Here is a 20,791-nt window from a genome sequence, read left to right as displayed (position 1 = left end):
TTTTTGAGAGGCTGGTTCAACATAACGGACATGTTACTTCGTAGCAGCGGTCTTTTTCGGCACAGCGAGCTTTTTCGTAGCAGCGGGCTTTTTCGTAGCAGCGGGCTTTTTCGTAGCAGCGGGCTTTTTTGCAGCAGCGGACTCTTTCGGCACAGCAGGCTTTTTCGGCACAGCAGACTTTATCTTGGCTGTGGTTTTCTTTAGAGAGGGCCCTTTTGCTACACGTTCTGCCAGCAACGCCAAACCTTCTTGCAATGTTATTTCTTCCGGAGATAGGTCTTTAGGCAAAGTGGCGTTAACTTTCCCATGTTTTACGTATGGCCCATAGCGGCCATTGCAGACCTCCACCGGCTTTTGATCATCAGGATGCGCGCCCAGCTCTCGTATCACAGTATTGGAAGTTCTTGCCTCAGCTAACAGTGCTACTGCGCGTTCCAAATGTATGCTGAAAACACTGTCTCCCTTGGGAATGGATTTAAATTTTCCATCATGCCCGACATAAGGGCCAAAACGTCCAATGTTGACGATAATTTTTTTGCCGCTTTCGGGATGGAGTCCCAATTCTTTGGGCAGTTGCAGCAATTGTGTGGCAGCAGCAAGGTCTGCAGCATCTGGAGGTAATTCCTTCGGCCAGGAAATACGCTTCGGTTTTGTTTTGGAACCTGCCTCTACTTCACCAAGTTGTATGTAATAGCCATAAGGACCGCGCAACAATAACACTGGCAGTCCAGTAACTGGATCGCTCCCCAATTCCTTGCGGGCTTCCCCGGCATCGGCTTCATTTGTTAGGTTACGTGTGTAGTCGCACTCCGGGAAGGCTGTGCAGCCAATGAAGTTGCCACGTTTTCCCAAGCGGGTGGCTAAAGGCTTGCCGCATTTGGGGCAGGCTTCGTCAATTAATTCTTGTGTTACATCTTTACGCTCGATGTTCTTCTTATCTTGTATAAGCGCAGTGAAGGGATGCCAGAAATCGTTTAATACTGGAATCCAGTCGCGCTTGCCATCGGAAATCTCATCCAACTCATCCTCCATTTGCGCGGTAAATCCGTAATCGACATAGCGCGTAAAATGTTCGGTGAGGAAACGGATAACAACACGTCCGACGTCGGTCGGCTTGAATCGTTTTTTGTCCAGCATTGCATATTCACGAGCCTGTAGCGTGGAAATGATGCTGGCGTAAGTTGAGGGGCGTCCGATGCCATGCTCTTCTAAAGTTTTTACTAAACTGGCTTCGGAAAATCGCGGGGGCGGCTGGGTAAAATGCTGCTCACCATACAGCTTGTCAAGAGGAATGGTCTCTCCCTCTTCCAAAGGTGGCAGTTTTTTGTTTTCTTCTTCTTCACTGTCATCCGTGCTTTCCTGATAGACAGCGATAAAGCCAGGAAATATGAGGGTTTGGCCGCTGGCGCGAAACAGGGTGTCATCCCCGCCAAGGCGAATATCAAGACTGACTGTATCGAAACGCGCGGGGGCCATTTGACAGGCGAGGGTACGCTTCCAGATCATTTCATAGAGCCGTGCTTGATCTATGGTGAGAAATTCCCGCATGCTCTCCGGGGTGCGTGCAATCGAGGTCGGCCGTATGGCTTCGTGAGCCTCCTGCGCATTCTTGGCTTTACTTTTGTAGACCGGTGCCGTTTTAGGCAAATAATCCGGTGCAAATTGTGCAGCGATATAACTACGTATTTCCTGCAGGGCTTCCTGGGCCAGCGTGACGGAATCAGTACGCATATAACTGATCAGTCCTACAGTTTGACCGCCGATGTCGATACCTTCATAAAGCTGTTGGGCGATACGCATAGTACGGTCAGTGGGCATGCCTAGTTTGCGTGCTGCTTCCTGCTGTAGCGTGGAGGTTGTGAATGGAGCAGCGGCATAGCGCTGCTTGGCTTTCTTTTCCACGCGCACCACGCGCGGAGGCAATTTGGCCGCACTGATGTTGTCAAAAATCTTGCGGTATTCCGTCTCGCTGGCTATACCCAACTGCTCCAGTTTTTTCCCTTGATATTGAAACAGTTTGGCGGTAAATGGTTGGCTATTCTTCTGGCTGTCGAGATGCACAGTCCAATATTCCTGCGAGCGGAATGCCTCGATTTCTAATTCACGTTCCACGATCAGGCGCAACGCTGGGCTTTGCACACGCCCGGCAGAAAGCCCGGGGCGTATTTTGCGCCATAGTAGTGGCGACAGATTGAAACCCACCAAGTAATCCAGCGCACGTCGCGCCTGTTGCGCGTTCACCAAGGGGATAGAAATTTCACGCGGATGGGCAACCGCTTCGCGCACCGCAGACTGGGTTATTTCGTAAAACACCACGCGCTGCATGGATTTATTTTTCAAATTACGCTTGCTTTTCAGTAACTCAGCGACATGCCAGGCAATGGCTTCCCCTTCACGATCCGGGTCAGGTGCCAGATAGATGTGGTCTGCCTGAGCAGCGGCTTTGGCGATGGCATCTACATGTTTGCTGTTTCGCGCAATAATTTCATACTGCATGGCAAAATCATGTTCAGTATCGATCGCACCCGATTTGGGTATCAGGTCGCGCACATGCCCATAAGTCGCCAGAATCTCAAAATCTTTACCCAGATATTTTTTCAGGGTGACGGCTTTGGCCGGGGACTCAACGATTAGTAGATTGCTCGCCATGATTGTATGTTTGTTTAATGTTAATGTTTAATGTAAGCAACTGGAATCGGCCGGAGTCAGCAGGTCTTCAACGATTAAAGGGTCCAAGTCTTGACGTTGATTCCACAACACCATGAGCGTGATAAGTTTGATTTTGTCCAGTGGCAGATTTTCACGGTTCAATGCAACCGCTCGGTCGAGGATCATTTCCCGCTCCACGGGTGTAATTATTTTATTTTGTTCCCAAAAAGTCAGAAAACGGCGTACTTCAAAGCTCATGCGCTTGATTTCCAGGTCGGCATAAAAGCGTCCACTACTCTCATTAATGGTGGACGGATAATTTGCTTTGTTCAACTGCTCCAGGCCAGACAACCAAGTCAGCGCCAAATGAATGTCCTCATCTTCAAATCCGGCGGCGGATAACTTGCGGGATAACTTGTCGGAATTGGGATAACGGCCAGCATGAAAATAGCTTTCAAATAAAAACATTAAAATGTCAAACATAATGCCCCGATAAAAATTGATTGTTAGGTAATTATCAAACTAGGAGCAATTAAACCAAGAGTAAGGGATTATGAATAGTTATAATTTTTTCTTCTCCTGTGGGAGATGTTGTTCTACCAAATATGAACAATTACAATTTTAATTTATACGTTGATAAAGCCCACCTGGTAAAGTTGCGATGTCACCATCCAGCTCCAGTTGCAACAGGATGGCGGATAGCGCCCCAATCGTCAAGCCACTGCGCTGGCTCAAGCTGTCCATATCTACCGGGTCGAAACCTAAATGCATTAATAAAGGGTGTTCCTCGAGTACGGAAGATTGCAAGGTCGTGCTGGCGGGAAAATGTCCCAGTTCTTCTAGAATATCTTGCGCGCACTCTACCAGTTTAGCGCCCTGCTTGATCAGATGATGGCATCCTTTTGTCTGTGGGGCATGAATGGAACCGGGAATAGCGAAAACGTCACGCCCTTGTTCCAATGCCATACGAGCGGTAATCAGTGAACCGCTTTGCAGAGAAGCTTCGACTACTAAACACCCTAAGCTGAGGCCGCTAATAATGCGATTGCGGCGCGGAAAATTTGCCGCTAGTGGCGGAGTTCCTAATGAAAACTCGGAAATCAATGCGCCTTCCTGTGCCAATTGATGCGCCAGCTGGCGGTTGGCAGCAGGGTAAACTTTGTCCAACCCCGTCCCAACGATGCCTATGCTGGAACCGTATTCGCGCAACCCTCCGCGATGTGCTGCGGCGTCTATGCCATGCGCCATGCCACTGATAATGCACAGTCCAGCAGCGCTCGCTGCCTGAGCAAAAGCCTCCGCATTGCTCAGCCCTTGTGGGGTAGCGTTGCGACTGCCAACGACGGCGAGTGCCGAGTGGTTAAGCAATTCAAGCCGTCCTTTCACATATAGCAGTAGTGGTGGATCGGAAATGTTAAGTAGCGCCTGCGGATAATCAGGGTCTGCCAGTGTAACAACATGGTTGTGCGGATCAGCGAGCCAACTGGCAATGGGTGCGAGTTTTTCTTCATTCCAGCCTTGAGTGATGGTTGCAGCAATTGCTGGCTGGACTACTTGTTGAAGAGTATGCACTGGCGTAGCGAAGACTTGGGTTGGAGTACCGAAAGCTTGCAGCAGACGGCGCAAACCTTCATTCCCTAAACCAGGTATCTGGTTCAGGGCCAGCCATGACGCAAGTTCAGCGTCCATAAGCATAGGAAGTCAGGGCGTCAGCGCGCTATCCAACAATTGCACGGGCAGTCGGGTTCGCATCACCAGAGCGTAGGCTACTTTGTCAAAAGTACGGAATACAAATAACAGACCATAGCGCATATCCGGTAAAGTGTGTGTTTCCCCTTTTTCCTTTATCACATCTCCCTTGCGATATAGCGCCAGTACATGGCCATTTTCAAGGCCATCACGAAGTCCTTTGTTGAGCGTTACGATGGAATGCTGACCAGCCTGGGAGACGCCCGCATAAATAGAAATCACGCGAGCTGCAATCTGGCTATCTGGGACGCGTGGCACGTAGCTTCCAGCGAATTCGCTGGAAGCTACGATCAGTTGATCCCCTTTGTTAATTTCCTTAAGCGACTTGACGATCTTAAGCGTGCTGATATCGGCGAATTTTTCGACCTCTGCATCACCCAAGTACATTGCCTCATATCCCAACACTTCGTTGTTCTCCGGGTCAAGCAGTGTTTTTCCCGGACGATAAATTTGCCACAGCAACCCCTGCTCTTTGGATAGGCCTTTAACGTATGCTATATCTCCGCTGGCCAGAAGGACGCGTTTCTCGTGAGTGCCAACTATAGTTGGTGCGTCAGCTAGCCCATTTTTCTCAATTATGAGCGGCCTGCTGAGAAACGGTTCGATGGCACTAGCTGAAATACTGGGGATTGCGTTGTGTTCACTGCTTTGAACGTATACCCGAGGGGAAAGTTTCGCACTGTCAGATTTGCCTGCTCCAGTTGTTTCTTCGCTTTTTTTTATTTGGCCTATGTGCAATGTACCGCTTGCACGATCCAGATGTACCACGTCCCCGGGATAAATCCAGTGCGGATCTTTAATGGTATCTTTATTCAAGCCCCAGATTTGTGGCCATTGCCATGGATCCTTGAAAAACTTAGCGGAGATATCCCACAGGGTATCCCCTTTCACCACAATGTGACTATCCGGTGCATTGTCCTGGATTTTAACCGTATCAGCAAAGGCGAAGGTAGGCAATAAACAGCAAATCAGCGATATAATAATCTTTTGCATGGAAACTCCATTTTGCGTGGAAACCCAGTTTTTAGAAGCCAGGCTGAGAACAACAAGTTTTGCACGATGTTTGTGCAAAACGTTTTAAATTCTGCCCCTAGTTATTTAAATTAGCAAGCATTTATGGCAATTTTACAAATATTGCAATATCCGGATGAGCGGTTGCATACCGTCGCAGTTCCAGTCCATGTGGTAACTGTAGCCACCCGCAAGCTGGCCTCTGATATGGCCGAAACGATGTATTCTGCGCCAGGAGTGGGTCTGGCCGCAACTCAGGTGAATGTACATCAACAAATCATTGTGATGGACATTTCTGAGACCCAGGATCAATTGCTGGTGTTCATTAATCCGGAAATTATTGCCAGTAGCGGTGAGAGCATGTGCGAGGAGGGCTGTTTGTCGGTTCCCGGAGTATTTGAAAAAGTACGCCGCGCCGAACATGTCACCGTGCGCGCACTCAATACGCATGGTGAATCTTTCACGCTTGAAGCAGACGGGTTGCTGGCGATCTGTATACAACATGAGGTGGATCATCTTAAGGGCAAGGTGTTTGTTGAATATCTTTCGCCGCTCAAGCAATCCCGTCTCCGAGCCAAACTTAAGAAGCACCGCCGTGAAATAATGTAGGCACTTCAAAAATATGTTTTTCTCAAACTGCGGCGGTTGCGTCTTACCTTAAATGTAAAGCCATCATTAATCTAAAGGTATCCTGATAATCAACTCTCCCCTAAAGATCATTTTTGCCGGCACGCCAGACTTCGCCGCCACCGCACTAGAAGCGTTGCTGGTGCAACAATTTTCTGTAGTCGCGGTGTTGACCCAGCCCGACAGGCCTGCTGGCCGCGGTATGCGACTCACAGCCAGCCCAGTTAAGCAACTTGCCTTGGCGCGTAACCTGCCACTGCTACAGCCTGTTACATTAAAATCTGTCGATGTACAACAAGAGCTTGCCAATTATGCGGCGGATGTAATGGTGGTGGCGGCTTATGGACTAATCCTGCCATCAGCGCTACTGCAATTGCCACGCTACGGGTGCTTGAATATTCACGCTTCATTATTACCGCGTTGGCGCGGTGCGGCGCCTATTCAGCGCGCTATTCTGGCGGATGACGACAAAACCGGTATCACCATTATGCAAATGGATACAGGACTCGATACAGGTGATATGTTGCTTAAAAAAACCTGTTCGATCACTGCGCATGACACCACGCAAACGTTGCATGACAAATTGGCAATGTTGGGCGCTGAAGCGATCGTCGAGACACTGTGCCTGCTGGAGCAAGGACAATTAAAGCCTGTGTCGCAAAATGTGGCCGAAGCAACTTATGCTGCCAAACTCAACAAAACAGAAGCACTAATTGACTGGTCAAAAAATGCCACACAAATCATACGTGCGGTGCATGCCTACAATCCTTTCCCTATCGCATATACCATTCTTAATGGGGAACTCGTCAAAATCTGGCAGGTCAGCGTACGTGAGGGGTCTGAAGGTGAAGCGGGAATTGTGTTGGCTATAGAAAAAAACGGCATTATTGTGGCATGCGGCCAAGGAGCGTTATGCCTTGAAGTATTGCAGCGCCAGAATGCTAAGGCATTACCTGCGGCACAGTTTATCCAGGGATTTGCAGTGCATCCCGGCGACCGTTGCACTTCATTCCTCTGACATGCATATCGCACAAAGAGGTGCCAGCCAAGTTGTCTGCCAAGTGTTGGCTGGACGCAATCTGAGTCAGACATTGAGTGCTGCTTTGCAGGCTACACCTGGACAAATTATGCCCGAATTGACACCACAACAACGTGGTGCGCTACAGGATTTGAGTTATGGTACGCTGCGTTTTTACGGTCAGTTAGTGCGCGTACTGGATCAATTGTTGCACAAACCCGTGCAGGATTCGCAACTACGTTGCTTGTTATTAGTGGCTTTGTATCAACTGCTGCATACCAAAGCTGCGCCCCATGCGGTGGTAGATCATGCCGTGCGCGCTGTGCGAAAGTGCAATGCCGCAGCTGGAGGATTGGCAAATGCAGTACTGCGCAATTTTTTGCGCAACCGCGAGGCATTACTTGCAGTCGCGGCCACTAGCGAGGAAGGTCGCTATGCCTATCCGCAATGGTGGATAACTGCAGTCCAGGCACAATATGGAAGGTATTCGGAGGCTATCTTGCTAGCGGGCAACCAGCATCCGCCCATGACCCTACGTGTGAATTGTCGATATATCAATACAGCAGATTATCTGGCGTTGCTTGCGCAGCATGATATTCAGGCCAGTCTGATCGAGCCAGATGCGGTGCTGTTGAGATACCCTCTCCCGGTAAATAAGTTACCAGGATTTTTCGACGGTCTGGTTTCAGTGCAGGATGCGGGTGCGCAATACGCAGCGCGCCTGTTGGACGTGCAGGACGGTATGCGGGTGCTTGATGCGTGTGCTGCACCGGGCGGAAAGACTACCCACCTACTGGAGCTGGCACAACTTGATCTACTTGCTTTAGACAAAAATTCGCAGCGTTTGGAACTGGTACGTGAAAACCTGCAACGTTTGCAATTGCATGCGCAGTTGCAAAGCGGTGATGCGGCACAGCCTGATAGCTGGTGGGATGGCAAACCATTCCATCGAATTTTGGCCGATGTACCCTGCTCTGCCTCCGGGGTGGTGCGGCGCCATCCCGATATAAAGTGGCTGCGTCGTCCGGGCGACATCAATGGGTTCGCGCAACAGCAGTTGCATATTCTTTGCGCATTGTGGCAGTTGCTGGAAAGAGATGGAAAGCTACTATATGTAACCTGTTCCATTTTTGCGCGAGAAAACCAGGAAGTTATTAATGAGTTTTTAAATCAGCATGACGATGGCAAACAATTACCGCTGTCCATGCCCAATTTAAATGAAGGTCAAATATTCCCCAATGACCAGCACGATGGTTTCTTTTATGCATTACTGCAAAAGCATGCATAACTTGGAGCGATTGCTGGCTGTGCTGCTGGCATTCTGGCTAGGCATTTCGGTCGTCTGTGCCGAGGGTATTACCGTGCGTAAAACTGAGGCGCGACTTTCTGACGGCAGTTACCAGTTTTCAGCTGATTTCGACATTAGCTTAAACTTTGTTGTAGATCAAGCACTGACGCGCGGGGTGCCTCTGTATTTCATTAGCGAGTTCACCTTGATTCGTCCGCGTTGGTACTGGCTGGACGAAGTTATCGCAAAAAATGAACAGACTGCCAAACTATCTTACAACAAACTGACGCGCCAGTACCGCATCACGCGTGGCTCGCTATTCCAAAACTTTTCTAGCTTGGGTGATGCACTGCGTATTATCAGTCATCAATCTGCTTCACCTATTGATGCTTCGCTGCTCCAGAAAAACAATGATTATATTACAGCGTTGTTGCCCCAAAAAGGGGACTACATTGCTGCCACGCGAATGCGTCTGGATGTAACGCAATTACCCAAACCATTGCAAGTCAATGCCTTGGCCACCCAAGACTGGAACTTTGATTCCAATTGGTACCGCTGGATAGTTCGCCCCATCGTATCTGCTGCAGACCGCGAAAGTGAGTAGGCAGTGAAATACTTAATTTTCATCAGCGCACTGGTTGGCAGCTTCCTGCTTTATCTGCTGTCAAGCGCCAGCGCTAATACTGAGTTGTTCTCACGCAATTACTATGTACTGCTGGCTTTGGCCGGGGTCTTAGCCGTGTATCTAACCGTGCTGGTTGGCTATCAATTATGGCAGTTGCGCGGCAAGCTTAAGACACAGGTATTCGGTGCGAAACTCACTCTGCGTTTGACGTTGTTTTTCATTTTGATTGCGATCCTGCCCGGTTTACTGGTGTATGCTGTTTCGGTACAGTTTCTTGATAAGAGCATTGAATCGTGGTTCGACCTTCGGGTAGAAAAAGCGTTGGAGGGCGGTTTAAACTTGGGCCGAAATGCGCTGGAAACGGGTCTTAAGGAATTGAGCAAAAAAGCTCAGTCCACCGCCCTGCTACTTGCCAAACAATCTCCAGAGCAATACACAAAAACGTTGGGCCAGCTAATAAGCAAAGGTCCTGCCCATGATGCTGCGTTGTTTAACAAAAGCGGAAAGCTACTTGCGTTTGCCAGTAGCAACCGCAAGCCGCCTCCCGATACACCGGCTGCCGAAATGCTGCGAGAGGCAAGCCAGCAGGGACTTCATAGCATTATTGATACACTGCCTGATAACAGCCTGATATTGCGTGTGCTGGTGCTGGTTAAGCCGCTGCAACTGTCAGCCGGCGCGCGTATTCTGCAACTGACACAGCCAGTGCCCAAACAGCTTGCCGCTGATGCAGAAATGGTACGGGCGGTTTATCGCGATTACCAGGAGTTAGCATTGTCTCGTTTGGGATTGAAGCGCTTGTATGGCATCACGCTGACGCTATCGCTGTTGATTGTGTTGTTGAGTGCGGTGTCAGCTGCTTTTTTTATCAGTGATCGCCTAAGCGCACCGCTCGCAGCACTAGCCGAAGGAACTCGGGCGGTAGCGCAGGGTGACTTTTCACGTCAGCATCCCATTAAAAGCCGTGATGAACTGGGGGCACTGACCGGACTGTTCAACCAGATGACGTTACAACTGGCCGATGCGAAAACCACAAGTGAACAGCAACAACGCCAAGCGGAAGATGCTAAAGCCTACTTGGAAAGCATGCTGGCACACCTATCGTCTGGAGTGTTAGTAGTGGATGAACAATTCAAGCTGCGTTCTGTCAACAGTAGTGCGGCGCAGATACTTGGGGCGTCGCTCCTGGATATGCAGGATGTGCCGTTAGCGGAAATCGCCGTGCGTCATCCCCTGCTCCGTCCTTTTTCCGATGCGATCATGCAGGCTTTTAATGAAGTGACAAGCGGCGAATGGCAGCGTCAAATTGAGCGGCTAAGCAAGAATGGTGATCAGATCTTGTTAATGCGCGGCACCCGGTTATCCACAGCGGCGGATAATAGCTACGTGGTTGTGTTCGACGATATTACCTATTTGCTGCAAGCGGAACGTCAGGCCGCGTGGGGTGAAGTGGCACGCCGTTTGGCGCATGAAATTAAGAATCCGCTTACACCTATTCAGCTGTCCGCAGAGCGCCTTCAGCACAAGTTGAGCGCCAAGCTGGACGGTAGCGACGCGCAGCTATTGCAGCGGGCCACGCAGACTATCGTAAGTCAAGTAGCAGCCATGAAAAACATGGTAACCGAATTCGCGGATTATGCCCGGGCGCCTGCTCCCAAACTGGTAGTGCTGGACATGCACCAGCTACTACGCGAAGTGCTCGGGTTGTATGAAGCTAACAGCAGTCCAATCACCTTACGCTTGAATGCGACCCAAACTTGGGTGAAGGGGGATGCGACACGCTTGCGCCAAGTGATCCATAATTTGTTGCAGAATTCGTATGATGCTCTACAAAACGTGACTCAACGGGAAATTATCCTGAGCACGGCAGAGGAGGGCAGCGCATTAAAATTGTGTGTGCAAGACAATGGCTGCGGTTTTCCTGAGCATTTGCTGGCGCGTGCTTTTGAACCTTACAGAACGACTAAGCCCAAGGGTACTGGGCTAGGTTTAGCAATCGTGAAGAAAATTGTGGAAGAACACGGTGGCAGTATTGTTATTGAAAATGTGACAACTGGTGGAACAAGAGTAAGTGTTACCTTGCCCTTATTGATAGAGGTCGTATGAAAATGGCAACTAAAGAAATTCTAGTGGTAGATGATGAAATCGGAATACGCGAGCTGCTCTCGGAAATCTTGTTTGACGAAGGCTATCATGTGCATCTGGCTGAAAATGCTATTCAGGCTCGCGATTTTCGCAACCGGCAGGTGCCGGATTTGGTATTGCTGGACATTTGGATGCCGAATACCGATGGCGTCAGTCTACTTAAAGAGTGGGTGGGACAGAACTTGTTGACTATGCCAGTGATCATGATGTCAGGGCATGGCACCATAGAAACAGCACTTGAGGCGACGCGCATCGGTGCGGTGGATTTCCTTGAAAAACCCATTGCGTTACAGAAATTGCTTGATGCTGTTGCCAAGGCAATCAAGCTGGGTGCAACACCAAATATTCGGCAGGAAGTTACATCGTTAACTGATCGGGGAAACATGGCGACCCTTTGGGGGACTGCGGCACAATTCCCCTTGCCGCTCGACTTGCCATTACGCGAAGCGCGTGATCATTTTGACAGCCTGTATTTTAATTATCATATGCATAAAGAAAACGGCAATATGACCCGTGTGGCGAAGAACGTTGGCTTGGAACGCACTCATTTATATCGCAAATTAAAACAGCTCGACGTTAAGTTCGCCAAGAAGAGTTTGGACGAAAACTAACCATTACAAACGAAAATATCAGGTTGATTTAGGGTGACCAAATATAAATGAATGTAGCTTGAGATATACAAGCCCTATCTATATCTAATGTTAGTTCTCGAATTAATGGTTGCGCCTTTCAGACACTGCGCAAATGCGCTGCATGACGGTGGGACCTGGCTCTTGAAACTCGCCTTGTTGATAGGCAATGACTGTCAGATGCGGGGAAAAAAACTCCAATAGCTCGTTAGAACGCAGCAAAAAATCGGGGTTTTTAGGTCGCCCAAAACGCTCATTGCCGTCCATGAAAGTTTCGTAAATCAGCACTCCACCAGCATTTAGCGACTCGATCAGTCGTGGTAATAGTGGCCGATGCAGATAACGGCTGACAACTATGCCATCGAAGTGATAGTCAGCATAGGGCCAAATATTATTCTCCAAGTCTGCGATTTTGGTTGATACATTAGATAGCTGTTGCAGCCCGGCAAGAGCAGCCGCATCGAGATCCACAGCATTTACTCGCCAGTTATTAGCCGCAAGCCAACGCGCATGGCGTCCACTGCCACAAGCTAAATCGAGCACCTGACCGCCGCTACGAATCAATTTAGCATAGTGACAAATCCATGGCGATGGAATTCCCTCGGGTTGTAATGGAACAGTGTTTCCGTTATGTTTTGTCATTTCTAAAATGGCGTTAGCTCCGTGAAGCACTTCAACTGCATGGTTAAAGTTAACTTTGCTTCGGACAATACATCGTTGTATGAGGGTAAGGTTACAATTTTTCTGGTGACAACCTGCTTGGCAAGGCCGCACGATAATTTTCTAAAGATATCATAATATGCACGATGCCAAGTGTTTCTAAAAGTGTTAATTCCTGCAATAATCCGGGGCAAGAAACAATATTTGTTAAATTGAGGCAGCATAATCATGACGCAAGATGAGTTAAAGCTCGCGGTGGCACAAGCCGCAATAGCATATGTCCCGGCGAATTGCATCGTGGGAGTGGGCACCGGCTCGACGGCCAATTTCTTTATAGACGAACTGGGAAAGATCAAGAAAAAAATATGCGCTGCAGTGGCCAGCTCCGAGGCTTCAGCGCAGCGCTTAAAAGAGCATGGCATCCAGGTAGTTTCGCTGAATGATATAGGTAGCTTATCTATTTATGTGGATGGAGCAGACGAGATTACGCGTCATTTGCATATGATTAAGGGCGGTGGCGGCGCATTGACGCGCGAAAAAATAGTAGCCGCTGCAAGCAAAAAATTTATTTGTTTATGCGATTCCAGCAAGCTAGTGGATGTTCTTGGAAGCTTCCCATTGCCGCTGGAGGTGATCCCCATGGCCAGCAGTTATGTGGCACGCCAGATGGTGTTGCTGGGTGGTCAGCCCAAATTGCGTGAGGGTTTTGTGACTGACAACGGCAATCTCATTCTTGATGTATCTGGCCTAAAAATATTGAATCCGATAGAGCTGGAAACGACAATAAATAATATTACGGGGGTGGTCACCAATGGCCTGTTTGCGCGTCGTGGGGCGGACGTGCTACTGCTGGGAACTACAAGCGGAGTACAGACCTTTACTGCTTAATATGCAACAAAATTGTCACAGCACGCGAGTAGTATCGCCCAACCTTAGCCATAAAAGGATCTGAATCGTGGTCTCCACTGAACATACCTCTAAGCAATTTGACGCCGAGCTGGAAGCAGTGCGTGCGCGAGTATTACAAATGGGTGGACTGGTGGAGAGTCAAATTCGGCTCGCTATTGAGGCGCTGGTTAGTGGCGATGTGCCGCTGATGAATCGCATTATCAATGATGATCATCGTGTTAACGCGATGGAAGTAGAAATCGACGAGAGCTGTAACCAGATTATTGCTCGCCGCCAGCCTGCCGCGGGTGACTTGCGTATGGTGATGACGGTGATCAAGACGATTACTGATCTCGAACGTATCGGCGACGAGGCGGAAAAAATTGCACGCATGGGCAAACTGCTGGCGCAGAGGAACAGTCTCATCCTGCCACGTTATACGGAGATCAAGCATGCCGCAGAACTGGCTTTGGACATGCTACGCAAATCGCTGGATGCCTTTGCTCGTCTTGATCTTGCCTATGCTGCTCAGGTGGTGCGCCAGGATGAGTTGGTGGATGAAGAATTCCGCACCATCATGCGTTACCTCATCACCTTCATGATGGAAGACCCGCGCACCATCTCCACTGCACTGGAAATTCTGTTCGTCGCCAAAGCCATTGAGCGCATTGGTGATCATGCCAAGAACATGTCCGAATATGTGGTTTATATGGTCAAGGGTAAGGACGTGCGCCATGTCACCGTGGAAGAAATTGAGCGCGAAGTTTTAGAGTAACTTGCCGGAAAGTGCTTACGCACCATCATAGCGGGAAACAGTCTCTCGTTCGAGAAGCCCATACTCGCAGTGATTAACTTCGATTTTATAGTTGTCACCGGCAAAGACGTTCACGTGGATTGAACCTTTGCCAATCTTAATGAGCTGGAATATCTGCGTATCCAGGCTAATCAAGTCACGAGCTAATCAAGTCATCTGCAAGTGATCCAGCCCCGCCATTATGTCGATATCCTTGGAACTTTGACTTTCCAGCTTAATACGCAGGCGCAGATCATTGACCGAGTCAGCATTCTTTAACGCTTCTGCATAACTGATCAGGTTGGCTTCATGCAGATCGAACAGCGCTTGATCGAAGGTCTGCATCCCAAGCTCACGCGATTTAGACATCACTCCCTTGATTGCAAGCACCTCGCCCTTAAAAATCAAATCAGAGATGAGCGGTGAGTTGAGCATGATTTCCATGGCCACTGAACGACCTATCCCATCCACACGCGGGATTAGGCGCTGTGAAATAAGTGCCTTGATATTGAGAGATAAATCCATTAACAATTGCTCGCGACGCTCTTCCGGGAAGAAATTGATAATGCGATCCAGTGCCTGATTCGCACTGTTGGCGTGTAATGTGGCCATACACAGATGGCCGGTCTCAGCAAATGTCACAGCATATTCCATGGTTTCACGGTCGCGTATCTCACCGATGAAAATGACATCCGGCGCTTGGCGCAACGTGTTTTTCAATGCGACTTGCCAAGAATCCGTGTCCACTCCAACTTCGCGGTGAGTGATGAGACAGTTGATGTGCTCATGCACAAACTCAACCGGATCTTCGATGGTAATGATGTGACCATACGTATTCTGGTTACGGTAGCCAAGCATGGCTGCCAATGTTGTGGATTTGCCACTGCCAGTACCACCGACCAGAACGACCAGTCCACGTTTGGTCATTGCCACATCCTTTAGTACTTCTGGCATCCCCATTTGAGTAAGATCGGGAATCTTCGTAGTGATGGTGCGTAACACCATGCCTATACGCTGCTGTTGCATAAACACATTAACGCGGAAGCGACCAATGCCAGCCGGACTGATCGCAAAGTTGCATTCGTGTGACGCTTCGAATTCAGCGGCCTGGCGGTCGTTCATGATGCTATTCGCTAATTCCATAGTGTGTTGCGGTGTCAGCACCTGTTGTGAAACGGGGGTCATCTTGCCGTCCACCTTGAATGCGGGTGGGAATCCGGTTGTAATAAACAGGTCAGATGCCTTCTGGGTAATCATCCCTCGCAACAGATTATGCATTAGCTCGGTAGCCTGATCTCTTTCCATGATGAACCCCTGATAACCCCACTGATTAACCGACAAACGTATCTTTGTTAGCTGCCTTGGTGCGCGCTTCTGCAGATGATACAACGTTGCGCTTGACCAGATCTTGCAGGCATTGGTCTAGCGTCTGCATTCCAAGAGCACCCCCGGTCTGGATAGAGGAATACATCTGTGGCACCTTGGCTTCACGAATCAGATTACGGATAGCTGGAGTGCAAATCATAATTTCATGGGCTGCCACACGTCCGGTACCGTCTTTGGTTTTAAGCAAGGTTTGGGAAATGACTGCTCGCAGTGATTCTGACAGCATGGCGCGCACCATTTCCTTTTCGTCCGCGGGGAAAACGTCAATGATGCGGTCGATGGTCTTGGCCGCAGAACTGGTATGGAGTGTTCCAAATACCAAATGACCGGTTTCAGCCGCAGACATGGCCAGGCGTATCGTTTCTAAGTCGCGCATTTCACCTACCAGGATAATGTCCGGGTCTTCGCGCAATGCGCTACGTAAAGCGTTTTGAAATGACAAAGTATGCGCGCCGACTTCGCGCTGGTTGACCAAACACTTTTTACTTTCGTGGACAAATTCAATCGGATCCTCCACGGTCAGGATGTGCCCCATTTCATGTTCATTGCGATGATTAACCATCGCGGCCAACGTGGTAGACTTACCCGATCCAGTCGGGCCAGTCACTAACACCATGCCACGCGGATAATCGGCAATAGACTCCAAAATTTTGGGGGCCTTGAGGTCTGCCAAGGTCAATATTTTAGATGGAATGGTACGCATCACCGCACCTGCACCGCGCTGATGGACAAAGGCATTTACGCGAAAACGTGCGAGTCCCGGGATCTCAAAAGAGAAATCGATTTCTTTATTTTCTTCATAAATTTTGCGCTGCCCATCGTTCATGATGTCATATACCATGGCGTGCACTTCCGTATGTAGCATCGCTGGCAGGTTGATTTTGCGTATGTCACCATGCACACGAATCATCGGCGGCAACCCAGCAGATAGGTGCAAATCGGAAGCCTTGTTTTTGACACCAAAAGCAAGCAGTTCGGTAATGTCCATATATAATCCTAGTTAATTCGCAGAACTGAACTATCGCATGAAAATAAGTCAGGGGGCGCGACTAATAGCGCCTCTACCGCACCTTCACATTGATGCCTATCAAACAAAATACTGTGCACTCATCAAAAATTAATGAAGCATTCGATTCAACGACCAGTTAATTATGACCGCGATCACTTCCAACTTGCAAGTTGTCAATCATGCTATTACACAGGCAGCTTACATGGCTCAACGACGCAAGGAAAGTATTGAGCTGCTGGCGGTGAGCAAGGGATTTTCTGCTGTTGCAGTGCGCGAAGCGTGCCAGGCCGGTCAACGCGCTTTCGGTGAAAGTTACATCCAGGAAGCCTTGGATAAAATTGAGCTGCTACGTGACTTGCCGCTACAGTGGCATTTCATCGGGCCGGTACAGAGTAATAAAACGCGGGCCATTGCAACGCATTTCGCATGGGTACACAGCATTGACAGGCTGAAGATCGCTGAACGCCTGTCAGCACAGCGGCCAGCCAGTTTGCCGCCACTCAATGTATGTATACAGGTTAATGTGAGCGGAGAAGACAGCAAAAGCGGTATAGCGCCTGGCGGATTGGTGGAGCTGGCACAGGCTGTGGCGAGTTTGCCACAACTTGAATTGCGTGGGTTGATGGCCATTCCTGCGCCCGCTGAAGGGATGGAAGCCCAACGCATACCATTTTTAAAACTGCACGAACTTATGCAGCAGATCAATACGCAAGGGTTGGCACTGGATACTCTATCGATGGGAATGTCGCATGATTTCAGTGCCGCAATATTGGAAGGGGCGACCATCGTGCGCATCGGCACGGCAATCTTTGGCGAAAGAAATTACGGAGGAAATCAATGAAAGTTTGTTTTATCGGGGGCGGCAACATGGCGACCGCACTCATTGGCGGCTTGCTTAAACAGAATTTTGTTGCTGCGCAGGTAAGCGTAGTGGAAATCAATGTGAGCCACCATGCCAAGTTACACAATGAATTTGGGGTGCAAGCGGTAACCGAACTGGAAGCGGGGGTGGCGGGCAGTGATGTAATTGTATTAGCGGTCAAGCCGCAGCAGTTGCACGAGGTCGCAATCAGTCTGGCTCCATTGTTGACTGGGCAATTACTGATCTCGATAGCGGCCGGTATTCGCGCCGCTGATCTGGCGCATTGGCTGGGTTCGCAAAACATTGTGCGCGCCATGCCCAATACGCCTGCTTTAATTCAGAGTGGAATTACTGGCTTGTATGCGCTACCGGCGGTAAGCCAGGTGCAGTGCGACACAGCGCAAACCATACTCGCTGCGGTGGGTAGCACGATATGGCTAAAAGACGAAGAAATGATGGATGGGGTTACTGCGGTGTCAGGCAGTGGCCCCGCCTATGTGTTTTATTTTATCGAGGCGCTACAACAGGCGGCCAGCGAACTTGGCTTCGATGCTGAAACGGCGCGCCATTTGGCAATTAACACATTCAGCGGTGCAGTTAAACTTGCCGATGCCAGTAGCGATGATGTGAGCGTGCTGCGCGCGCGCGTTACTTCCAAAAATGGCACGACCGAGCGCGCCCTACTAAGCATGGACGCCAATTCGGTTAAGCAACATATTATTACAGCGGTGCAAGCTGCGGCCAGGCGTGCCAAGGAAATGGGAGACGAACTGGGGAGTGCGCCATGCTGAGTGAAGCACTACAATTTTTGTTTGACACATTGTTGCAGCCGTTCGCTGTCATATTGCTACTGCGCTTCCACTTGCAATGGTTACGCGCACCGATGCGTAATCCACTGGGTGCATTCATTATGACGATTACCAATTTTTTGGTACTGCGAGCGCGCCGGTTTATTCCTTCTGCCCGTGGTTTCGATATCGCCACCTTGCTGCTGGCTTTCGTGGTGGAAGCGATTTATCTCGCCGCCACGCTCTGGTTACAAGGTTTGCCTATTGACTTCCCCGTGCTCGGACTGCTTATGTGGACAGCGGTCAAGCTGCTCAAGCTCAGTCTATACTTGCTCATGGCGGCACTGTTTATTCAGGCACTATTATCGTGGTTTAACCCCCATTCACCGATGGCTGGTTTGATGGCCGCGGTGACGCAGCCTTTCCTTCTACCCCTGCAACGGCGTATCCCACCCTTCGGTAATATAGATCTCACCTTACTTGTATTACTTATCGTGTGCCAACTCATCCTCATTGTGCCGCTGCGTTGGTTGGAAAACTTAGTCTTGAGCCTGTTTTAAACGTGTGGTATCACCACAAAGAAAATGTCATTACGTTGATGCTATATGTTCAACCAGGTGCCAAAAGCAGTAAGGTGATTGGTTTGCATGGCGATGCACTGAAGATTCGCCTAGCCGCTCCACCCATTGAGGGACGTGCCAATGAAGCGCTGCTGCGCTTCATTGCTGATAGCTTTAATGTTCCACTACGCAACGTCGAGCTAAAGCAAGGGGCACTGTCACGCCATAAAGTAGTGCTGGTAAATAGCAGCACATTAGAACCGGAGAGTCTACTTACTTCTAAAAATTTGTCCAAAACGAAATAAAAAAGTGGCGCGCGGTTTCGATATAAGTATTTATTTTTATGGAGCCAATACCGTGTTGCTTTATACCCTGAGTGAAGCCAGGCCAAGCAAGTTTTTCTTCGGATCAAATAAAAAGCACTTACTACATACTGCCATATTTTTTATGTGCTTTGGAATGCCGTCATGTCAAATCGCAATTACATAGCCATCGACTGTAGTTTTTAGGGAGAAGCTGATTAATTCAAAATTTCTCGGAATTGCGCGCGTAACAAATTGATTCTTAACTGTGTGAAATTCTGAAACGCGAATTAATTAGCGCTGCCTTAGAATTCAAAAGAAGCAGTGTGTTCCACCAAGGTCGAATAAACCCCGAAATCTTTATAAACCGTCAGAGCTGCTTTCAAGTCAGTAATGATCTCCGGTTTTTTTTCCTGTAACTCTTCTGGCAGATTCATTATAACCAGCCTCCAGTTTGCCCAACCTCTGGAACCCAGTACTTTTCCATTGCTAATCCGAAGCCGGACAAATATCAATGTTCCTTTCCAGTAAAAGGTGAAGTCGTGCTGATTCCGGAATTCGTCTTCGCCTGACATGATCCATCGAAGATAGATGTCATTTTCACGATCAATAGTCCAATCAGGCCGCACATTTGCTTTGCCATAACACTGGTTAATTTCCTCTAATCCGTATTTCTTAATGTCCTCCTCTGGGACGTATTCATTCACAAATGTCATGGTTTTGTTCTCCTGTTCGTGTTGTGGTGTAGGTTGAATCATTTTTGATACCTATTAATTTTTATATTGCGAATTTTTTAATCATGGTTTTGTGCATTGCGAATACTGCAATCATGCACCGAATAATATCATTCAACAGTACCTATATGCGTTTCTACATGGTCAATTGCAATTCGTAATCTTTAAATTTTCGCAAAAATTTAAAGTTATGCTAATTCAATCCAGCATCCACGGGCAGACTCAACGCTGAAGGGTAACTTTCGTAAGTGAATTTAAGTGGCAAATTAAAACCGGGGACGCACGTCCACTTCAAATCAACCTGTAACAGTGAACGAAACAATCTGGAATCTTGCGGAAGATGCGAAACACTTCTAATGGGATATGATGAAAATACTGTACTTCTATTTATTTCATAGACTAAATTCAACTGTAGTGGTCGAATAATTTCGGACCAACGATAGTTTTTTTGCTGTTTTGTTTAGCAGAGCTAAACGGTGGGCTGGATCCGAACACTGGACGCAAGATCTAGAGTAGCAGGGAGACGATTTCTTACAGTCTGGATAGTTTATTAGGGCATTGTACTTCGAGCTATCAGTTTTATTGAGCCCTCCCTATATGTTATGGGAGGGCACGACCTGATGTACAAACTTTCGGCATCAACTTTTTCAGCTTATGCGCCGTCTACTTTTCTATGCCCTGGATCATTCATCTCTTTAATTGGGGGTGTAGGCGCATTAGGAGAAGCGACTCCCTCATCGGACTGCATTTGAATAGGATGTTTAGGATGCATAACCCCCTGAGCGCCTCCAGGGCCAGTTTGCGCAACACCATGCGGATCATATGCTTGATAATAATTAACGCTCTTTCCCGCTTTGCCGTTATCAGCGTGCGCTAACGTCGCTCCTAATGCAAAACAGGAAACAATAGCAAAATTAATAATAACTTTATTCATGATTAGCTCCTTAAATAAAAAATTTATGAGGATAGTTGAGCAGGGGCGAAAGTCACCGCATTCCTACAATGCAAATAGTAGGATGGAAAATATAAAAAGTAAATAAGAAAATTCCTTAATTTTTGGCTAATGAA

The 20,791-nt window shown here is 48.6% G+C and carries 21 protein-coding genes and 1 pseudogene; 13 read left to right on the top strand and 9 right to left on the bottom strand.

From position 1 onward, the window contains the following. Positions 1-33: 33 nt before the first annotated feature. The 4 genes from topA to MKZ32_RS01140 form a co-directional block, all read right to left on the bottom strand. A complete protein-coding gene (gene topA / locus MKZ32_RS01155; RefSeq protein ID WP_239795587.1) occupies positions 34-2,649 on the bottom strand; it encodes a type I DNA topoisomerase in 2,616 nt (871 codons plus the stop codon). Positions 2,650-2,676: 27 nt separating this feature from the next. Beyond that, on the bottom strand, positions 2,677-3,132 hold the full coding sequence (locus MKZ32_RS01150) for a Smg family protein (protein ID WP_239795586.1): 456 nt from the start codon (positions 3,130-3,132) through the stop codon (positions 2,677-2,679). 138 nt (positions 3,133-3,270) lie between these two features. Next, positions 3,271-4,344 carry a DNA-processing protein DprA gene (dprA, locus tag MKZ32_RS01145; protein ID WP_239795585.1) on the bottom strand — a complete coding sequence of 358 codons (1,074 nt, stop codon included), beginning with the start codon at positions 4,342-4,344 and terminating at the stop codon, positions 3,271-3,273. Between the two features lie 6 nt (positions 4,345-4,350). Next, a complete protein-coding gene (locus MKZ32_RS01140; RefSeq protein WP_239795584.1) occupies positions 4,351-5,391 on the bottom strand; it encodes a LysM peptidoglycan-binding domain-containing protein in 1,041 nt (346 codons plus the stop codon). 123 nt (positions 5,392-5,514) lie between these two features. On the opposite strand from MKZ32_RS01140, the gene def reads away from it, so the two are divergent. The 7 genes and pseudogenes from def to MKZ32_RS15585 all read left to right on the top strand — a co-directional run bounded on the left by def (position 5,515) and on the right by MKZ32_RS15585 (position 11,723). After that, positions 5,515-6,018, top strand: a complete 504-nt coding sequence (gene def, locus MKZ32_RS01135) for a peptide deformylase (protein ID WP_239795583.1) — start codon at positions 5,515-5,517, stop codon at positions 6,016-6,018. An 88-nt stretch (positions 6,019-6,106) separates the two neighbouring features. After that, on the top strand, positions 6,107-7,054 hold the full coding sequence (fmt, locus tag MKZ32_RS01130; RefSeq protein WP_275584307.1) for a methionyl-tRNA formyltransferase: 948 nt from the start codon (positions 6,107-6,109) through the stop codon (positions 7,052-7,054). 1 nt (position 7,055) lies between these two features. Then, entirely contained in the window at positions 7,056-8,342 is a 1,287-nt protein-coding gene (rsmB, locus tag MKZ32_RS01125; protein WP_239795581.1) for a 16S rRNA (cytosine(967)-C(5))-methyltransferase RsmB, read from the top strand. Continuing rightward, positions 8,335-8,946, top strand: coding sequence for a DUF4390 domain-containing protein (locus MKZ32_RS01120; RefSeq protein ID WP_239795580.1), 612 nt, complete (start codon positions 8,335-8,337; stop codon positions 8,944-8,946). The genes rsmB and MKZ32_RS01120 overlap by 8 nt, the downstream gene beginning before the upstream one ends. A gap of 3 nt (positions 8,947-8,949) precedes the next feature. Continuing rightward, complete coding sequence (locus MKZ32_RS01115) at positions 8,950-11,073, top strand: sensor histidine kinase (protein ID WP_239795579.1); 2,124 nt, start codon at positions 8,950-8,952, stop codon at positions 11,071-11,073. 2 nt (positions 11,074-11,075) lie between these two features. Further along, positions 11,076-11,444, top strand: a pseudogene (locus MKZ32_RS15590) (response regulator); the annotation flags it as partial. 51 nt (positions 11,445-11,495) lie between these two features. Beyond that, positions 11,496-11,723 carry a helix-turn-helix domain-containing protein gene (locus MKZ32_RS15585; protein WP_420887750.1) on the top strand — a complete coding sequence of 76 codons (228 nt, stop codon included), beginning with the start codon at positions 11,496-11,498 and terminating at the stop codon, positions 11,721-11,723. Between the two features lie 102 nt (positions 11,724-11,825). Here MKZ32_RS15585 and MKZ32_RS01105 read toward each other — a convergent pair whose 3' ends face one another. Then, complete coding sequence (locus MKZ32_RS01105) at positions 11,826-12,383, bottom strand: class I SAM-dependent methyltransferase (protein WP_239795578.1); 558 nt, start codon at positions 12,381-12,383, stop codon at positions 11,826-11,828. Between the two features lie 246 nt (positions 12,384-12,629). Here MKZ32_RS01105 and rpiA point away from each other — a divergent pair, with 246 nt between their 5' ends. Together rpiA and phoU are read left to right on the top strand one after the other, a co-directional pair. Then, positions 12,630-13,289, top strand: a complete 660-nt coding sequence (gene rpiA / locus MKZ32_RS01100; protein WP_239795577.1) for a ribose-5-phosphate isomerase RpiA — start codon at positions 12,630-12,632, stop codon at positions 13,287-13,289. 67 nt (positions 13,290-13,356) lie between these two features. Continuing rightward, on the top strand, positions 13,357-14,064 hold the full coding sequence (gene phoU / locus MKZ32_RS01095; protein ID WP_239795576.1) for a phosphate signaling complex protein PhoU: 708 nt from the start codon (positions 13,357-13,359) through the stop codon (positions 14,062-14,064). Positions 14,065-14,250: 186 nt separating this feature from the next. Here the strand turns inward: phoU and MKZ32_RS01090 are convergent, their stop codons facing one another. Continuing rightward, a complete protein-coding gene (locus tag MKZ32_RS01090; protein ID WP_239795575.1) occupies positions 14,251-15,387 on the bottom strand; it encodes a PilT/PilU family type 4a pilus ATPase in 1,137 nt (378 codons plus the stop codon). Positions 15,388-15,412: 25 nt separating this feature from the next. Next, on the bottom strand, positions 15,413-16,456 hold the full coding sequence (locus MKZ32_RS01085) for a type IV pilus twitching motility protein PilT (RefSeq protein WP_239795574.1): 1,044 nt from the start codon (positions 16,454-16,456) through the stop codon (positions 15,413-15,415). 163 nt (positions 16,457-16,619) lie between these two features. Here MKZ32_RS01085 and MKZ32_RS01080 point away from each other — a divergent pair, with 163 nt between their 5' ends. Genes MKZ32_RS01080 through MKZ32_RS01065 form a run of 4 tightly spaced genes read left to right on the top strand, consistent with a single transcriptional unit; the run spans position 16,620 to position 18,992 of the window. Further along, the gene (locus MKZ32_RS01080) at positions 16,620-17,318 is read left to right on the top strand and encodes a YggS family pyridoxal phosphate-dependent enzyme (RefSeq protein WP_239795573.1); all 699 of its coding nucleotides are present in this window, start codon (positions 16,620-16,622) and stop codon (positions 17,316-17,318) included. Next, positions 17,315-18,130, top strand: a complete 816-nt coding sequence (gene proC / locus MKZ32_RS01075; RefSeq protein ID WP_239795572.1) for a pyrroline-5-carboxylate reductase — start codon at positions 17,315-17,317, stop codon at positions 18,128-18,130. The genes MKZ32_RS01080 and proC overlap by 4 nt, the downstream gene beginning before the upstream one ends. Then, positions 18,124-18,687, top strand: a complete 564-nt coding sequence (locus tag MKZ32_RS01070) for a YggT family protein (protein ID WP_239795571.1) — start codon at positions 18,124-18,126, stop codon at positions 18,685-18,687. The genes proC and MKZ32_RS01070 overlap by 7 nt, the downstream gene beginning before the upstream one ends. Before the next feature lie 38 nt (positions 18,688-18,725). Further along, positions 18,726-18,992 carry a DUF167 domain-containing protein gene (locus tag MKZ32_RS01065; RefSeq protein ID WP_239795570.1) on the top strand — a complete coding sequence of 89 codons (267 nt, stop codon included), beginning with the start codon at positions 18,726-18,728 and terminating at the stop codon, positions 18,990-18,992. Positions 18,993-19,294: 302 nt separating this feature from the next. Here MKZ32_RS01065 and MKZ32_RS01060 read toward each other — a convergent pair whose 3' ends face one another. Continuing rightward, positions 19,295-19,747, bottom strand: a complete 453-nt coding sequence (locus MKZ32_RS01060; RefSeq protein WP_239795569.1) for a hypothetical protein — start codon at positions 19,745-19,747, stop codon at positions 19,295-19,297. A gap of 628 nt (positions 19,748-20,375) precedes the next feature. Further along, positions 20,376-20,657: a hypothetical protein gene (locus tag MKZ32_RS01055; RefSeq protein WP_239795568.1), complete on the bottom strand. Its 282-nt coding sequence runs from the start codon at positions 20,655-20,657 to the stop codon at positions 20,376-20,378. Positions 20,658-20,791 lie beyond the last annotated feature (134 nt).

It is taken from the genome of Candidatus Nitrotoga arctica (genome assembly GCF_918378365.1).
GTDB lineage: Bacteria > Pseudomonadota > Gammaproteobacteria > Burkholderiales > Gallionellaceae > Nitrotoga > Nitrotoga arctica.
The sequence above is the reverse complement of the archived record's forward strand: the minus strand, read 5'-3'. Positions and strand labels throughout refer to the sequence as shown.

Excerpts from the sequence above, each read along its gene's own strand:
- topA (WP_239795587.1), bottom strand. The coding sequence starts at position 2,649 with ATGGCGAGCAATCTACTAATCGTTGAGTCCCCGGCCAAAGCCGTCACC.
- MKZ32_RS01150 (WP_239795586.1), bottom strand. The coding sequence starts at position 3,132 with ATGTTTGACATTTTAATGTTTTTATTTGAAAGCTATTTTCATGCTGGC.
- dprA (WP_239795585.1), bottom strand. The coding sequence starts at position 4,344 with ATGCTTATGGACGCTGAACTTGCGTCATGGCTGGCCCTGAACCAGATA.
- MKZ32_RS01140 (WP_239795584.1), bottom strand. The coding sequence starts at position 5,391 with ATGCAAAAGATTATTATATCGCTGATTTGCTGTTTATTGCCTACCTTC.
- def (WP_239795583.1), top strand. The coding sequence starts at position 5,515 with ATGGCAATTTTACAAATATTGCAATATCCGGATGAGCGGTTGCATACC.
- rsmB (WP_239795581.1), top strand. The coding sequence starts at position 7,056 with ATGCATATCGCACAAAGAGGTGCCAGCCAAGTTGTCTGCCAAGTGTTG.
- MKZ32_RS01120 (WP_239795580.1), top strand. The coding sequence starts at position 8,335 with ATGCATAACTTGGAGCGATTGCTGGCTGTGCTGCTGGCATTCTGGCTA.
- MKZ32_RS15585 (WP_420887750.1), top strand. The coding sequence starts at position 11,496 with ATGGCGACCCTTTGGGGGACTGCGGCACAATTCCCCTTGCCGCTCGAC.
- MKZ32_RS01105 (WP_239795578.1), bottom strand. The coding sequence starts at position 12,383 with ATGACAAAACATAACGGAAACACTGTTCCATTACAACCCGAGGGAATT.
- rpiA (WP_239795577.1), top strand. The coding sequence starts at position 12,630 with ATGACGCAAGATGAGTTAAAGCTCGCGGTGGCACAAGCCGCAATAGCA.
- MKZ32_RS01090 (WP_239795575.1), bottom strand. The coding sequence starts at position 15,387 with ATGGAAAGAGATCAGGCTACCGAGCTAATGCATAATCTGTTGCGAGGG.
- MKZ32_RS01085 (WP_239795574.1), bottom strand. The coding sequence starts at position 16,456 with ATGGACATTACCGAACTGCTTGCTTTTGGTGTCAAAAACAAGGCTTCC.
- MKZ32_RS01080 (WP_239795573.1), top strand. The coding sequence starts at position 16,620 with ATGACCGCGATCACTTCCAACTTGCAAGTTGTCAATCATGCTATTACA.
- proC (WP_239795572.1), top strand. The coding sequence starts at position 17,315 with ATGAAAGTTTGTTTTATCGGGGGCGGCAACATGGCGACCGCACTCATT.
- MKZ32_RS01070 (WP_239795571.1), top strand. The coding sequence starts at position 18,124 with ATGCTGAGTGAAGCACTACAATTTTTGTTTGACACATTGTTGCAGCCG.
- MKZ32_RS01065 (WP_239795570.1), top strand. The coding sequence starts at position 18,726 with ATGCTATATGTTCAACCAGGTGCCAAAAGCAGTAAGGTGATTGGTTTG.
- MKZ32_RS01060 (WP_239795569.1), bottom strand. The coding sequence starts at position 19,747 with ATGATTCAACCTACACCACAACACGAACAGGAGAACAAAACCATGACA.
- MKZ32_RS01055 (WP_239795568.1), bottom strand. The coding sequence starts at position 20,657 with ATGAATAAAGTTATTATTAATTTTGCTATTGTTTCCTGTTTTGCATTA.